This window comes from Sphaerisporangium sp. NPDC004334, from assembly GCF_053602655.1.
Window position 1 is genome coordinate 357,680 of record NZ_JBSGDZ010000005.1, and the last position, 14,675, is coordinate 372,354.

Annotated in this window: 12 protein-coding genes; 9 read left to right on the top strand and 3 right to left on the bottom strand. The window is 71.9% G+C overall.

The features are described from left to right. The first annotated feature begins 790 nt into the window (after positions 1-790). Positions 791-3,571: an ATP-binding protein gene (locus ACWEN6_RS08570; protein WP_452569618.1), complete on the top strand. Its 2,781-nt coding sequence runs from the start codon at positions 791-793 to the stop codon at positions 3,569-3,571. A gap of 53 nt (positions 3,572-3,624) precedes the next feature. Here ACWEN6_RS08570 and ACWEN6_RS08575 read toward each other — a convergent pair whose 3' ends face one another. Together ACWEN6_RS08575 and ACWEN6_RS08580 are read right to left on the bottom strand one after the other, a co-directional pair. Next, the gene (locus ACWEN6_RS08575) at positions 3,625-3,954 is read right to left on the bottom strand and encodes a hypothetical protein (protein WP_452569619.1); all 330 of its coding nucleotides are present in this window, start codon (positions 3,952-3,954) and stop codon (positions 3,625-3,627) included. Positions 3,955-3,973: 19 nt separating this feature from the next. After that, positions 3,974-4,612, bottom strand: coding sequence for a TetR/AcrR family transcriptional regulator (locus tag ACWEN6_RS08580; protein ID WP_452569620.1), 639 nt, complete (start codon positions 4,610-4,612; stop codon positions 3,974-3,976). A gap of 58 nt (positions 4,613-4,670) precedes the next feature. Here ACWEN6_RS08580 and ACWEN6_RS08585 point away from each other — a divergent pair, with 58 nt between their 5' ends. The 7 genes from ACWEN6_RS08585 to ACWEN6_RS08615 all read left to right on the top strand — a co-directional run bounded on the left by ACWEN6_RS08585 (position 4,671) and on the right by ACWEN6_RS08615 (position 12,808). Then, positions 4,671-6,263, top strand: coding sequence for an MFS transporter (locus tag ACWEN6_RS08585; protein ID WP_452569621.1), 1,593 nt, complete (start codon positions 4,671-4,673; stop codon positions 6,261-6,263). Between the two features lie 184 nt (positions 6,264-6,447). After that, entirely contained in the window at positions 6,448-7,659 is a 1,212-nt protein-coding gene (locus ACWEN6_RS08590) for a cytochrome P450 family protein (protein WP_452569622.1), read from the top strand. Further along, the gene (locus ACWEN6_RS08595) at positions 7,659-8,972 is read left to right on the top strand and encodes an activator-dependent family glycosyltransferase (RefSeq protein WP_452569623.1); all 1,314 of its coding nucleotides are present in this window, start codon (positions 7,659-7,661) and stop codon (positions 8,970-8,972) included. The genes ACWEN6_RS08590 and ACWEN6_RS08595 overlap by 1 nt, the downstream gene beginning before the upstream one ends. A gap of 14 nt (positions 8,973-8,986) precedes the next feature. Then, the gene (locus ACWEN6_RS08600; RefSeq protein ID WP_452569624.1) at positions 8,987-9,931 is read left to right on the top strand and encodes a proline iminopeptidase-family hydrolase; all 945 of its coding nucleotides are present in this window, start codon (positions 8,987-8,989) and stop codon (positions 9,929-9,931) included. A 1-nt stretch (position 9,932) separates the two neighbouring features. After that, positions 9,933-10,427 (top strand): cobalamin B12-binding domain-containing protein, encoded by a 495-nt coding sequence (locus ACWEN6_RS08605; protein WP_452569625.1) that lies wholly within the window; start codon positions 9,933-9,935, stop codon positions 10,425-10,427. A gap of 7 nt (positions 10,428-10,434) precedes the next feature. Continuing rightward, the gene (locus ACWEN6_RS08610) at positions 10,435-11,685 is read left to right on the top strand and encodes a methylaspartate mutase (protein WP_452569626.1); all 1,251 of its coding nucleotides are present in this window, start codon (positions 10,435-10,437) and stop codon (positions 11,683-11,685) included. Positions 11,686-11,803: 118 nt separating this feature from the next. Next, on the top strand, positions 11,804-12,808 hold the full coding sequence (locus ACWEN6_RS08615) for an ACP S-malonyltransferase (protein WP_452569627.1): 1,005 nt from the start codon (positions 11,804-11,806) through the stop codon (positions 12,806-12,808). 10 nt (positions 12,809-12,818) lie between these two features. Here ACWEN6_RS08615 and ACWEN6_RS08620 read toward each other — a convergent pair whose 3' ends face one another. Continuing rightward, complete coding sequence (locus ACWEN6_RS08620) at positions 12,819-13,064, bottom strand: acyl carrier protein (protein ID WP_354920240.1); 246 nt, start codon at positions 13,062-13,064, stop codon at positions 12,819-12,821. A 41-nt stretch (positions 13,065-13,105) separates the two neighbouring features. On the opposite strand from ACWEN6_RS08620, the gene ACWEN6_RS08625 reads away from it, so the two are divergent. Further along, on the top strand, positions 13,106-14,659 hold the full coding sequence (locus tag ACWEN6_RS08625; RefSeq protein ID WP_452569628.1) for an AMP-binding protein: 1,554 nt from the start codon (positions 13,106-13,108) through the stop codon (positions 14,657-14,659). The last annotated feature ends 16 nt before the right edge of the window (positions 14,660-14,675 follow it).

Consider the following 14,675-nt stretch of genomic DNA (forward strand, 5'->3'; position numbering starts at 1 on the left):
GAAGTGATCTATCAACATATACTGCCGTCATGTTGTCCGGTTCGTCGACAATTGGCGATGTCATCAATACGTATAGTCACGAGTCCCCCGCCGCCCCGAGGATCATCCGCCGCTGCTGACTCCGCCCTGACAGACGGCATCATGTTATCTGACTGATTCCTGACAGGGTGGCTGACAGTGGATCTGTGATACTCCGGGGAATATCGCACTCTATGCCTTTCCTTCAGCATGACATGCTGTGAGGATGAGGATTGCGGGGGCACGCACGTGCGGGGAAGAGACGGCAAGGAATCGGGGCGTATGACCTGGGCGCGCAATGTGTCGCACCCTCGGCGAGGCACGGGCGGATCGTGTCGGCGGGGATCGAGGTTTGCCCCACACCGTCGTGACATAACCGGGTGGGGGCGGTGCGCCGACGAGGGGACCGTGGCGTCGGCGACATGCCTCATAGCCGAGACCAAGCTCGCGGCGGCCGGTCGGAGTCGCCGCCGGAACGGCGGAAGACCCGCGACGGCCCGCCATGCATCCTCCGCGACGGCCATGCCGCGCACAAGCGTCCCGATGTGTGAACCGGGGCGCCCGACGTCGGAACCGGGGCGCACGACGTCGGAACCGGGGCGGCCGACGTCGGAACCGGGGCGGCCGAATACTTTCGCGCCGCCCGCGTGTCACCCTGCCCCGCAGACCCTTCTCTCGGACGAAGGACGCCGAGGGGACCGCTGAGATCCGCTGGAAAGAGAAAGTAACTGATCGAGACGACGCCTAGGGTGGCCGGCTGGAGGCATGGGCCATGCAGCTCATCGAACGTGCAGAGGCGCTGGCGAACTTCCGCAGCCTTGTAGGCAAGGCGTTGGGCGGGACCGGCGGAGCCATGTTGATAACCGGTTCCGGCGCCACGGGTAAGAGTGCGTTACTGCAGGCCTGCGCCAACGAGGCCGGCGCGGCCGGGTTCCTCCTGATGAAGAGCGCCGGATCGCGGGCGGAACGAATGTTCCCCTTGGGGACTCTCGGACAGTTGTTCCGCTCCGCCGAGCTGCCTCAGGAGCTCGCCGACGAGGTGGAGCAGACGCTCGTCCCGGAACTGATCACCGGGATCACCGGGGTACCCCACCCGGTGGCGCTCGGGCAGAATCTCACGCATGTCGCGGCGCGGCTGTGCGGGGTCCTCGCGGTGCTCGCCAAACGACAGCCGATCCTGTTGTCCGTGGACGACGTGCACAACGCGGACGGCCCGAGCCTGCAGGCCCTGCTCTACATCCAGCGGCGCATGGCGAACGCTCCGCTGCTGGTGGCCGTGACCTCGCTGTCGCAGCGCCGCTCGGCGGACTCCCTGTTCAGCGCCGAGCTCACCCGGCAACCCAATTGCGTACAAGCGCGAATCGCCGGGTTGTCGCCGATGGGGGTGGAGGAACTCCTCCGGGACACGCTGGGCACCGAGCCCGCCGCCCGGCTGGCCCCCGAGTACCACCGGCTGAGCGGTGGCAACCCCCTCCTCCTGCACGCCATGGTGCAGGACTACTGGGACGTGACGCAGGCCGGCTGGTCGCCGGAGGGCTCCCAGCCGGGCGTCGGCCGCCATCTGAACCAAGCGGTCCTGTCCTGCCTGCACCGATGGGATCCGCGGATCCTGGACGCGGCCCGCGGCGTCGCCCTGCTCGGGCGCTCGGCCAGTACCGGTTCGGTGTCGCAACTGCTCGGCGTGAAGCCCGCCTATGTGCTCCCCGCGCTGGAGGCGCTGGACGGGGCGGGGCTGCTGCGGGGATGCCAGTTCCGGCATCCGACGATGCGCAAGGCCATCCTCCGGGATCTGAGCCCGGACCGGCAGTCCGTCATGCACATGCGGGCGGCGCGGATCATGTACCAGCTCGGCGCCGAGCCGGGGGACATCGCCGACCACCTGCTGGCCTCCAGTCCGGCCACTCCGGCCGAAGGGGAGCCGTGGATGGTGGCGGTGCTGCGCGAGGCCGCCCAGGCGGCGCTCGTGCATGACGACCAGGACCGGGCGATCAGTTGTCTGGAGCTGGCCCGGCTCATCTGTGACGACGAGGCGACGAGGGCCGCGATGCTGACCGAGCTGGCCCGGGTGAACTGGTGCCATCGGCCCGCCGCGGCGCTGCGCTTCCTGGCCCCGCTGGAGGACGCGTTCGGGCGCGGGCAGCTCGCCGCCGCGGACGTGCGCGCCCTCAGCAGGTATCTGCTGTGGCACGGCCGGACCCGCCGCGCGGCCGGCGTCTACGACTGGACGGCGCCCTCGTACGGCACCCCGTCCCGGGGGCACTCCCGGCTCTCTTTCACCCGGGAGTGGGTGCGGTTGATCTTCCCCACCATCTTCGCCGGGGGCGAGGCGGACGGGCCGACGAGGGAGGACGGCGCGGACGGCCGGGAATTCTCGCTGAGCAACCTGCTGCTGGGCAAGGTCGAGGAGGACATCGTCGGCGCCGCCCAGGAGTTGCTGGAAAGCTGCAACCTGGCCGAGGAGGAGCTGGAGGCGGTCTTCGGCGCGCTGTTCACCCTGGCCCACACGGGGCGTTACCAGGAGGCGGTGCGGTGGTGCGAGTCGCTCGGCGCCGAGGGGGCGGCGCGCGGGTTCCCGCGATGGACGGCCGCCATCGCCGGGATCCGGTCGTGGCTGGCCGTGCAGCACGGTGAGCTGGGTGAGGCCCGGCGGTACGCGCGGCAGGCTTTGAGCGGGATGTCGCGGACGGGCTGGGGGGTGATCCTCGGGTTGCCGCTGATGGTGCTGCTGCGGGCCACCGTCGCCATGGGAGATCCGGACGAGGCGGCGGAGATCATCAAGCAGGGGGTTCCCGGCGATCTGCCGCGGACCACGCTGTGGCCGCTCTACCTGCAGGCCAGAGGGGACTACTACCTCGCCACGAATCGCACGCGGGCGGCGTTGAGCGACTTCCACGAGTGCGGTGAGCTACTGCGTGAGTGGGATCTCGACATTCCCGCGCTCGTGGACTGGCGTTGCGCGATCGCCCGGACGTACCTGCAGATAGGCGCGGTCGAGGAGGCGCGGCAGAAGATCACCGAGCAGTTGTCCATACCCGGCGGCACCCACCCGCGGGTGCACGGACGGGCGTTGCGGCTGCTGGCGTCGGTCACCGAGCTGCGGCAGCGGCCGGCGAGGCTGCAGGAGGCGATGTCGCTGCTGCAACGGTCCGGCGACCTGCTGGAGCTCGGCTGGGCGTACGCGGATCTCAGCGACGCCTACCAGGAGCTCGGCGACATCACCCGGGCGCGGTTGATGGCCCGGCGGGCCAAGCAGATCGCCAAGGCGTGCGAGGCCGGCCCGCTGTCCGCGCGGATGCAGCCGCGCGAGGAGGACAGCGGCGAAGACCTGGGAGAGGCGGCGGCGCTCAGCGACGCCGAGCGGCGCGTCGCCGCGCTGGCCGCGTACGGCTACACCAACAGGGAGATCAGCGATCGCCTGTTCATCACGGTCAGCACGGTGGAGCAGCACCTCACCCGGGTGTATCGCAAGCTCAACGTGAAGCGGCGCGCGGACCTGCCGACCGAGCTGTCGCTGGGCGTACGGGACGCGTCGAAACAGACGTATCCCGTGTGACGCGTCGCGGCGCGTGCCGGCCGAGGCGGACGACACGGGGAACGGAGCGCTGATCAGGCGCTCATCCAGTACCTCGAGGGGTGGCCGGCGTCGCTCAGCAGCGTGTCGAACGCCAGCGGCCGCAGTTCCGGCAGAAGGGTGACCAGCAGGGTGATCTTTCTGACCATGGCCGGGGAGTAGTCACGCACCGGAGTGATCTCCGCCTCGGCCAGGTCCCAGGGGCCGAGCAGTTCTTCCGCGCGCTGCGCGGCCAGCACCGGATCCAGCCCGTTCCAGAGGATGACCGAGGTCAGCAGGTCGCGGCCGGTCCAGTGGTCCGGGATATCCGAGTTGTCGACGAGGGTGAACGGCGCGGTGACGGACGATAGTGGCTTGTGGAACACAGAAGTCCCCCGAATCAGCTCAACTGTTGTTCGCCGAAGATGCGGTGCCGAGTGCCTCGCGTACCGGGCGCGGATGACTCCCGCGCCGATGGATCGGGGGCTGGCGGAGAAGCACGCGCAGCCCGTCGGTCAGGTCGGTCACGGACACCAGATCAGGGCTGATCAGCCATTGCGCCATCAGCCCTTGGAGCAGGGTGAGGTAGAGCCGGCCCACCGCGCGTGCGGACTCGTCGTCGAGCGACACGTCCGTGCCGAGCAGCTTGGCCAGTCCCTCCGGGGCGGCGGCCGACGCGAGCGCGAGGCCGAGCTTCTCTCGCAGGTCCGGCGCGTGCTCGGCGCACGTGAGCGCCTCGAAGCTGGCGGCCAGCAGCGGACGGTTCTCCTTGAAGCTGTCGACGATCTGTATCCAGGTCTTCTCGAAGCTCTCCAAAGGGTCGGCCGCGTCGGTGGACACGGTGATCTGCCACAGGTCGGTCCACTCTTGGGTCATCTCGATGAGGGCCTCGCGGAGCAGCGCCTCCTTGGAGCCGAAGTGGTAGCCGATGGAGGCGAGGTTGGCCCCTGAGGCGGCGCTGATGTGCCGGGCGGTGGTGTGCGCGTAACCACGCTCCACGATGCACCGCTTCGCGCCCTCAAGGAGCTGCTCTCGATGTCCCATGACGGCGATCCTAGCATCTATCCATACGTCCGTCCTAGACGCTTGTATAATTCCGGGCATGGCGCAGATGACCCCCCCCACCGCGGGACCTCGCGAGTGGCTCGGCCTCGCTGTCCTCACTCTTCCTGTGATCTTGCTGTCCAACTCGATCACCATCCTGTTCCTCGCCGTCCCCTGGATCACCGAAGCGCTCCGGCCCGGCGGCGCCGAACTGCTGTGGATCATGGACATCTACACGTTCGTGCTGGCTGGGCTGCTGATGCCGATGGGCGCATTGGGCGACCGCATCGGCCGGCGGCGGGTGCTCCTGGGCGGCGCGGTGGTCTTCGGCGTCGGCTCGGCCGCCGCGGCGTACGCCACCTCGCCCGAACTGCTGATCGCCGCGCGGGTGCTTCTGGGCATCGGCGCCGCCACGCTCATGCCGTCCACGCTGGCGCTCATCCGCACGCTGTTCCAGGATCCCGGGCAACGGAAGATGGCGGTGGGCGTCTGGACCGCCGGCTCGTCGGGAGGCGTGGTGCTGGGGCCGCCGCTGGGCGGTTTCCTGCTGGAGCACTTCTGGTGGGGCTCGGTCTTCCTGATCAACGTGCCGTTCATGCTGCTGCTGCTGGTCGCCGGGCGGATGCTGCTGCCGGAGTCCCAGGACCCCCGCAAGGGCCGCTTCGACCTGCTCGGTGCGCTGTTGTCGCTGGCCGCGGTGCTGCCACTGATCTACGGACTGAAGCAACTGACCCTGGAGGGACCGTCGATCTGGTCGGTCGTCGCACTCATCGCGGGCGCCGGCTTCGGCCTGGCGTTCGTGCGCCAGCAGCGCCGGCTGGCCGAGCCGCTGATCGATATCAGCCTCTTCCGGCGGCCGGTCTTCGCGACCGCGGTGGGCGGCTACGCGCTGGTCATGTTCGCTCTCACCGGCGGCACCTATCTCGCCTCACCGTACTTGCAGCAGGTGCTGATGCTGAGCCCGCTGCCCGCGGCGCTGTGGCAGATGCCCGCCGGGGCCGGGGTGATCGTCGCCGCGGTGGTCGCCGGCTCCCTCGCGCAGCGGGTCCGGCCCGGTCCGATCTTCGCCGCCGGCCCCCTTCTCATGGCCGTCGGCCTGCTGGTCATGTCGCAAATCCGGGTGGACTCCGGGCTGGCGGTGCTGGTGCCGGGGATGATCCTGGTGGGCGCGGGCACCGGGATCGTGGCCACGGTGGCGGTGGACATCGTGCTCGGCAGCGTGCCGCCGGAGCGGTCCGCGCGTGCCTCCGCGCTGTCGGAGACCGGTCTGGAGCTCGGGACCGCGATGGGCATCGCGCTCATGGGTCTGGTCAGTACCGTCGTCTACAGCCGGACCCTGCTGGACACGATGCCGCAGGGGGTGCCGCAAGCGCAGAGCGCGGCGGCGTCCGAGACCCTTTCGGCGGCGCTCGCGATCGCCGCCGACCTGCCCGGCGAACTGGGCGCCCGGCTCGCCGCGGCGGCTCGGGCCGCGTTCACCCTGGGCATGCAGGTGCCGCTCTACGTGTCCGCGGCGCTCATGATGGCGCTGGCCGTCATCGCGCTGTTCGCGCTGCGCCGCGCCGGCGTCAAGCCCGCGGAGCCCGCGGAGCCCGCGGAGCCAGAGGTGCCGGGGGTGCCGGGCGTGCCCGGGGTGCCTGAGGCGCACTGAGGCGGGTGAGGGGCGCTCAGGTGCAGGTGCGCGGGCTTCTCCGCCGGCCGCCCCGGCCCCTTTCCACACGTGGTTCATCGGGCCGGGGAGAGGCCCATTAGGGGTTGAGCCAGGTTGATCTAGGGGGAACGTCCGCCTCTACCGTGGCGAGCGTCGATCCGATCGCCGGCTAGGTGGAGGCACCATGCCCGAAGGCGCCAACCCGGCAGCCGATTACGAGTTGGGACTGCGCTTGCTCAACGCCCGCGCCATGCAGCGCGTGCTGGGCAGCCTGGGCGACCCTTACGCCATGGTCCTGCGCGGCGCCGACGATCCCTACCCTCTCTACGCCGCGATCCGTGAGCGCGGCCCGATCTACCACAGCGGGACCGGAAGCTGGGTGACCGCGGACCCGGAGGTGATCACCGAGGTCCTGGCGGACCCGCGGTGGCGGATGTCGGGCCCGGACGGCTCGCCGGCCGCCGAGCAGCCGCTGCCCTTCTACGGGTACGGCACGCCGGGCGCCGAGGCAGACGAGCACCTGCGGCTGCGCGCCCACTGGGAGCCTCTGGTCGACCCGGAGGCGCTGGCCGCCCATCGCAAGACCGTCGAGCGGGAGTGCCTGGCCCGCCTCGACCGGGTCACCGGCGGCGATCTCATGGCCGACTACGCCTGGCCGGTGGCGACCGCCGCCACCGGCGCGTTGCTCGGGGTTCCCGCCGCCGCGCTGCCACGGTACGCGGAGTGCTGCGCGGGCGCCGCGGTGCTGCCGGACACCCTGCTCGCCGCCCAGCCGCTGGCCCTGGTCCGCCGGACAGAGAAGGCCGTGGCCGGACTCGACGAGCTGTTCGGCGGGGCACCCGGGGCTCCTGACGGGACGGACACGGCCGACCGGGCCGTGCGGGTGCTGCTGTCCACCGCCGCCGCCCCGGCCACCGCGCACCTGGTGGGCAACGCGGTCCACGCGCTGCTGGCCGAGCCCGGGTGGTGGCAGGCACTGTGCCGGGATCCGAACCTGGCCCCGGCGGCCGTGGCGGAGACGCTGCGGTACGACCCGCCGGTGCAGGTGGAGATCCGGGTGGCCGCGGCCCCCGTCGCACCGGCCGGGACGGATCTGGCGGCGGGCAGCCACCTGGTGATGATCACCGCGGCCGCGGGCCGGGACGGGGCCCGGCACCCGGAGCCGGACGACTACCGTCTTGATCGCCAGGCCGAGCCGGAGCCGCTCGCCTTCGCCGGCGGGCTCCACCACCTCCCGGTCGCCCCGTTGGTGCGTGCGCAGGCCGAGGTGGCGCTGCGGATTCTCGCCGAGGCGCGGCCGAACCTGCGGCCGTCCGGCGCGCCGGTGTACCGGCGTCGCGCCCCCGTGGTGCGCGGCCCCGTCGAGCTGCCCGTGCTCGGGCTTGGAGAGACCTGATGCGTGTCCTGCTGACCTCGTTCGCCCTCGCCTCGCACTACAACTGCCTGGTGCCGCTCGGCTGGGCGCTGGCCGCCGCCGGACACGAGGTCCGGGTGGCCAGCCAGCCCTCGCTGACCGACGCGATCACCGCCTCGGGGCTGACCGCGGTCCCCGTCGGCACCGATCCGGAGCTGGAGGAGGTGCGGGAGCGGCCGGCCGCGGCGATGGGCCCGCCCCAGGTGCACGAGGACCGCGACGAGCCGGTCACCTGGGAACAGGCTCTGGACTTCGACATGGTGATCGCGCCGCTGCTGCTGGCCGCCATCAACAACACCGCGATGGTGGACGAGCTGGTCGACTTCGCCCGGCGATGGCGCCCGGACCTGGTGGTCTGGGAGCCGTTCACGCTGGCCGGCGCGGTCGCCGCGGAGGCGAGCGGGGCGGTGCACGCCCGGGCGCTGTGGGGCCTCGACGTGCTGGGCAGCGCTCGCCGCACCTTCCTTGACCTGCGTGCCCGGCAGCCGCGGGCGCACTGGGAGGACCCGGTGGGCGAGTGGCTGACGCTGACCCTGGCGCGGTACGGCCGCCCGTTCACCGAGGAGGTGACCACGGGGCGGCTCACGATCGACACCACGATGCCGCAGAGCCTGCGGCTGCCGGTCGGGGTACCGGTGGTGGGCATGCGGACGCTGCCGTACAACGGCCGCTCCGTGATGCCGGACTGGCTGGCCGAGCCTCCCCGCCGCCCCCGCGTCTGCTTCACCCTGGGCGGGACCGGCGGCGACTTCCTGCACGACTGGACGCTCGGCCCCGCCGAGCTGGTGAGGGCGGCGGCCGAGCTGGACGTGGAGGTGGTGGCCACGCTCGACGCCGAGCAGCGCGCCCGCCTCGGACAGGTGCCGGACAACGTGCGCATCGTCGACTTCGTGCCGATGAACCTGCTGATGCCGACCTGCGCGGCGGTGGTGCACCACGGCGGGGCCGGCACGTTGAGCGCCGCGCTGCTCAACGGGGTGCCCCAGCTGATGATCGCGAACACCTGGGACACCCCGGTGAAGGCCAAGCGGCTGGCCGACTACGGCGCCGGGGCCTACATCCCGCCGCCGAAGCTCGACGCACGCGGCTTCCGGGACGCGGTGGCGGCGCTGGTGCACGAGCCCGGCCCGCGGGCCGCCGCCGACCGGCTGCGCCGGGAGATGCTCACCGAGCCCACCCCGGCGGAGCTCGTCCCCCGGCTGGAACGCCTGGTCGCGACGGATCGCGCGGGCGAGTCGGGCGATGACGCCGGTGCGATACGGGACCTCGGCGTGGCCGAGCGCGCCCTGCGGTGACCGGGTTGGGGCAGATGAGCCGACGGCCGACGGCGAAGGGCACCGTGCCGTTCGGGGAGTACCGCACCTGGTACCGGGTGAGCGGTGACCTGTCCGGCGGGCGCGTGCCGCTGGTGGTGCTGCACGGCGGGCCCGGCAGCACGCACGACTACCTGCTGCTGCTGTGCGCGCTCAGCGACGCCGGCCGGCCGGTGATCCACTACGACCAGCTGGGCAACGGCGGCTCCACGCACCTGCCGGACAAGGGCGCGGACTTCTGGACCGTGCGGCTGTTCCTCGACGAGCTGGACAACCTGCTCGAGCGGCTCGGCGTGGCCGACGGCTACCTGCTCTTCGGCCACTCCTGGGGCGGCATGCTGGGAGCCACGCACGCCGCGACCCGCCCGCGCGGCCTGCGCGGGCTGGTCATCGCGAACTCGCCGGCCTCGATGCCCACCTGGCGGGCGGAGATGGTACGGCTGCGCGCCACGCTCCCGCGCGAGGTGCAGGAGACGCTGGCCCGGCACGAGGCCGCGGGCACCACCGACAGCCGTGCGTACTTCGATGCCATGCGCGTCTTCTTCGACCGGTACGTGTGCCTGGTGAACCCGTGGCCGCCGGACTACCGGGCGTCCTTCATGGAGATGCACAACAACCCGACCGTCTACTACACGATGAACGGGCCGACCGAGTTCCACGTCGTCGGCACGCTGCGCGACTGGTCGGTCGAGGACCTGCTGCCGTCCATCGAGGTGCCGACCCTGGTCATCTCGGGGCGGCACGATGAGGCGACCCCGGAGTGCGTCCGCCCGTTCGACGACCTCATCCCGGACTCCCGCTGGGAGATCCTCGAGAACTCCAGCCACCTCCCGCACCTGGAGGAACCCGACCGGTTCCGGGAAGTGCTGCTGGCCTACCTCGCCACTGTTGACGGGACCCATCCGGGGACCCGCGCAAGCGACGCCGCGACAGGGAGTTGACGTGACCCGTACACTGCCCGACCCGAACCCGAGCCCGCGCAAGGGCCGCCCGCGCGCCCTGGTGACCGGAGTTGCATCCGACTCCCACACCTGGAACCTGGTCTACCTGCAGCTGGTCTGCGAGGAGGAGGGGCTGGAGGTGGTGAACCTCGGCCCGTGCGTCCCGGACGATCTGCTGGTCACCGAGTGCGTGGACCAGCGCCCCGACCTCGTGGTGATCAGCACCGTCAACGGGCACGGGTACCGGGAGGGCCTGCGGGTCGTGCCCAAGCTGCGCGCCCGGCCGGAGCTGGCCGACGTCCCGATCGTGATCGGCGGCCGCCTCGGGGTGACCGGGCGGCGGGAGGAAGGCCTCGCCGGCGAGCTCGCCGCGGCCGGGTGTGACCGGGTCTTCGATCGCGGTCCGGAGGACCTCGATGAGTTCAGGACGCTGGCCGCCGCGGTGGCCTGGTCGGCGGACGACGCTGCGGCGCGGGCGCCGCTCCAGTTCGGCTGAGCGCGCGATGGCCGCGGGATTCGGCGATTTCGTGGCCGACACCGCCGCGAGCGGCGAGCTGGTGGTGCAGCCCCGGATGGGGTTCGGCGACGTGGCGACCATGCGCGCCGGGCTGCTCGCCACGAAACGCGCCCGGGCGGCCACCGCCGGGACGATCACCGTGGACAGCTACACCCGGGTGGGCGACTTGCACTCGGCGGCCGCGGCGCTGGTCTCCGGCGCCGCGCTCAACGGGTACCCCCTGGTCAGCCATGGCCTCGCGACCAACCAGGAGTTGCTGCGCGGGGTGCGGGACACCACCTTCCCGGTGCAGGTGCGGCACGGTTCGGCCAACCCCGGGAGGATCTTCGAGGCGTTGCTGGACGTCGGCCTGGACGCCACCGAGGGCGGCCCGGTCTCCTACTGCCTGCCCTACAGCCGGATCCCGCTGAACCAGGCGGTCGACCACTGGGCCCGCGGCTGCGAGCTGCTGGCCACCCGTGGGCGGGCGGCGGGGCGGGAACCGCACCTGGAGACCTTCGGCGGCTGCCTGCTGGGCCAGCTCTGCCCGCCCGGCCAGCTCGTCGCGATCAGCGTCCTGGAGGGGCTGTTCTTCCAGGCCCACGGTCTGCGTGACATCTCGCTGAGCTACGCCCAGCAGACCAGCCTGGAGCAGGACATCGAGGCGGTGCTCGCGTTGCGCGCGCTGGCCGAGGAGTTCCTCGCCGGCGTGCGCCGGCACGTGGTCGTCTACGCGTACATGGGGGTCTACCCCGAGACTCCGCGTGGCGCCGCGTCGCTGCTGACCGCCGCCGCCGAGCTGGCCGTGCGCACCGGAGCGGAGCGGCTCATCGTCAAGACCGAGGCGGAGTCCCAGCGCATCCCCACGATCGAGGAGAACGTGGCCGCGCTGGAGCTGGCCGGCACGGTGGCGCGCGCCGCGCGGCCGGCCGTGCCGCCGCCGAGCCGTACCGACTCGCAGGTGTACGCCGAGGCGCGGCGGCTGGTCGAGGCCACGCTGGAGCTGCACCCGGACGTGGGCCGGGCGCTGTTGCGCGCGTTCAAGCTGGGTTACCTGGACATCCCCTACTGCGTGCACCCGGACAACCGGGGCGCGGCGCGCAGCCACATCGACGGCGACGGGGCGCTGCGCTGGGCGGACGTCGGCGCGCTGCCGCTGGATGGGCTGGTGGCGCGGCGCCGCTCCCGCCCGGTGGGCTCGGCCGAACTGCTGGACGCGCTCCACTACGTCCAGCGCAGGCACGACGGCCATGAGTGAGCGCCGGCGCATTGGAGCACACGATCGCCGGGATGAGCGCGGATGGTGGGGCCGGTCGGATCACGATGAGGGGTACTAGGGGTGGGTCTGTCCGGGCGGCCGCGGTTAGCGTGCCCTGGTGGATAACGCATTGAGCCACGAGATCGCGATGGTCTTTCCAGGAATGGGGCCGACCGGATACGCCGACATCCAGCGGCTCGCCACCGAGGTGCCGCTGGCGTGGCGGCTGTTCGCCGAGGCCGACGAGGCGCTCGGTTACCCGGTGCTGGACCGGTTCCGCCGCGCGGACGGCGACTACTCCGAGTACGCCCAGGTGGCCTTCCTGGTCACCTGCCTGGCTCTGGCCGAGTGGGCTGAGCGTGAGGCGCTGCCCGCCCGCCCGGGGCTGTGCACCGGGCCGAGCTTCGGGGGCAAGGTGGCCGCCGCCTATGTGGGCTCGCTGGGCTTCGCCGACGCGGTGTGGGTGACCGCCCGGCTGGCCCGGTGCGTGGCGGACTACTTCAGCCGGGAACACCGGAGCCTGGTCACCCACTCGTTCGTCCGGGTGGATCCAGCGGTGGCCGAGGAACTGCTGGGCGAGCTGACCGCGCGGGGCCGCGTCGCGGACGTGGCCTGCCGCGTGGACAGGGACTTCTTCATGGTCACGCTCTCGGCGGACGATCTGCCGAAGCTGGAGAAGGCGATCCGCGCCGCCGGCGGGCTGTCGCTGTACACGATGCGGCCGCCGATGCACTCCCCGTCCTTCGCCCGGCTACGGGAACGCGCGGAGAAGGAGGTTCTCGACGAGCTGGAGTTCGCCGAGCCGCGGCTGCCGGTGATCTCCGACCACGACGGGTCGTTGCTGACCACCGGGCAGCAGGTGCGGAACCTGCTCCTGGACGGCTTCGTCCGGCAGATGCACTGGCCGGGGACGGTCGAGGCGTTGCGCGCCCAGGGAGTGCGCACGGTCTGCGTGGCCGGGCCGGACGCCCTGTTCGGCCGGGTGCCGGCCACCACACGTAATTTCGAGGTGGTGCCGGTCGGGCCGAAGCGGCCGCTCCTCGCCGCAGGGGCTCGCGATGCCGAGCCCCGCTCGTCGCGCGGCGGAGAAGCCGGTGCGGAGCGTGGCTCGGCGGCGGGGTGACCCGGCGGCCTCAGAGGGTCGGACGGGCCGCGCTGAGCGCCGCCCACAAGGCCCCCGGAGTGGTGAAGGTGTCCAGGACGAGCGCCTCCTCGTCGAACTGTACGGCGTAGTCGGCTTCCAGTGCGCTCAACAGTTCCACCGCGCCCATGGAATCCAAACCGAATTCCCGGAGGTCGGTGTCCGCGGTGAGCACATCGCCGGAAGACAGCAAGGGAAGGCGGGGCCGCAGCAGCGCCTCAAACTGTTTGTCCCACATGGCTTTAATTATGCCTCAATAACTCGCGCTGGGGGAAAGAAATGGGCGGAGATATTCACCGGAACCTCCACGGGCGATTTCTAAGCGGACTGGCCGCCGCGCCGCGCGGTGCGGCGCTTCGCCTCGGCGACCGCACGGTCACCTTCGAGGAGTTGCACGAGCTCGCCCTCACCTGGGCCGGGTCACTGCTCCACAGCGGCGTCACGGGCCCGATAGGGGTACTCGCCGAGAAGGGGACCACGGCCTACGCCGGGGTGCTCGCGGCGCTGTACGCCGGGGCGACGGTGGTGCCGCTGCACGTCGGCTTCCCGCCCGACCGGACGGCGCGCATGGCCGCGGCGGCCGGCGTCACCGCCGTGATCGCCGATGCGCGCGGGGCCGGCCTGCTGCCCGAGCTGCGGGAACGCGGTTACCGCGGGGCCGCGTTGCTGCCCCAGGGGGGCGGCGAAGGGGGGATTCCCGTGGCGGCCGCGCACGCGCCGGCCGAACCGCGCGCGGTGCCGCCCGAGGCTCGCGCCTACATCCTGTTCACCTCCGGCTCGACCGGCCGGCCCAAGGGCGTGGTGCTCACCCACGGCAACCTGCACCACTACTTCGGCGTGCTGGACGGACGCTACGACTTCGGCCCCGACGACGCCTTCTCGCAGACCTTCGACCTGACCTTCGACTGCGCCATCTTCGACCTGTTCTGCGCCTGGGGCGCGGGGGCCGCGGCGGTGCCGGTGCCCCCGCGCGGCCACGCCGACCTGCCCGCCTTCCTGGAGCGTCACCGGGTGACCGTGTGGTTCTCCACGCCCAGCGGCATCAGCCTGGCCCGCCGGCTCGGCGCCCTGCGGCCGGACACGCTGCCGGGCCTGCGGTGGAGCTTCTTCGCCGGAGAGGCGCTGCGCTGCCAGGACGTCGAGGACTGGACCCGCGCGGCGCCGTTCTCCACGGTGGAGAACCTGTACGGGCCGACCGAGCTGACCGTGACCATCACGGGTCACCGCTGGTCGCCGGAACGCTCCGCGAAGGTCGCGGCCAACGGCGTCGTGCCGATCGGCGCCGTGCACCCCGGACACCGGATCCTGCTCGCCACCGAGGACGGCCGGCCGACCGAGGAGGCGGAGGGGGAGCTGTGCGTCACCGGGCCGCAGCTCACCCCCGGGTACCTGGATCCGCAGGACGGCGCGGGCCGCTTCCTGGAGCACGAGGGGCACACCTGGTACCGCACCGGCGACCGGGTGCGGCGGCTCCCCGGGGACGAGCTGTGCTACCTGGGCCGGCGGGACGCCCAGGTGCAGGTGCAGGGCTGGCGGGTGGAACTGGCGGAGATCGAGCACGCGCTGCTGGCCGCCGGCGACGGGGTGGCCGAGGCGGCCGCGGTAGGGGTCGACGGCGCGGCCGGCATGGAGCTCGTGGTGTTCTACACCGGCGAGGCGCGTCCACCGGTCGAGCTGGCCAACCGGCTGCGCCGCACGCTGCCGCACGGCATGGTGCCCAAGCGATATCACCACCTCGACGAACTTCCCCTCAACGCCAACCGCAAGGTGGACAGAAAGGCGCTCACCGCGCGCGCCGGCGAACTGATACGGGCCGACAACAATTGGTCTTAGGGGGCGCTAGGGGTTA

What these genes read in the sequence shown, in the direction of transcription:
- ACWEN6_RS08570 (WP_452569618.1), top strand. Translation starts at nt 791, where the DNA reads ATGCAGCTCATCGAACGTGCAGAGGCGCTGGCGAACTTCCGCAGCCTT.
- ACWEN6_RS08580 (WP_452569620.1), bottom strand. Translation starts at nt 4,612, where the DNA reads ATGGGACATCGAGAGCAGCTCCTTGAGGGCGCGAAGCGGTGCATCGTG.
- ACWEN6_RS08585 (WP_452569621.1), top strand. Translation starts at nt 4,671, where the DNA reads ATGGCGCAGATGACCCCCCCCACCGCGGGACCTCGCGAGTGGCTCGGC.
- ACWEN6_RS08590 (WP_452569622.1), top strand. Translation starts at nt 6,448, where the DNA reads ATGCCCGAAGGCGCCAACCCGGCAGCCGATTACGAGTTGGGACTGCGC.
- ACWEN6_RS08595 (WP_452569623.1), top strand. Translation starts at nt 7,659, where the DNA reads ATGCGTGTCCTGCTGACCTCGTTCGCCCTCGCCTCGCACTACAACTGC.
- ACWEN6_RS08600 (WP_452569624.1), top strand. Translation starts at nt 8,987, where the DNA reads ATGAGCCGACGGCCGACGGCGAAGGGCACCGTGCCGTTCGGGGAGTAC.
- ACWEN6_RS08610 (WP_452569626.1), top strand. Translation starts at nt 10,435, where the DNA reads ATGGCCGCGGGATTCGGCGATTTCGTGGCCGACACCGCCGCGAGCGGC.
- ACWEN6_RS08620 (WP_354920240.1), bottom strand. Translation starts at nt 13,064, where the DNA reads ATGTGGGACAAACAGTTTGAGGCGCTGCTGCGGCCCCGCCTTCCCTTG.
- ACWEN6_RS08625 (WP_452569628.1), top strand. Translation starts at nt 13,106, where the DNA reads ATGGGCGGAGATATTCACCGGAACCTCCACGGGCGATTTCTAAGCGGA.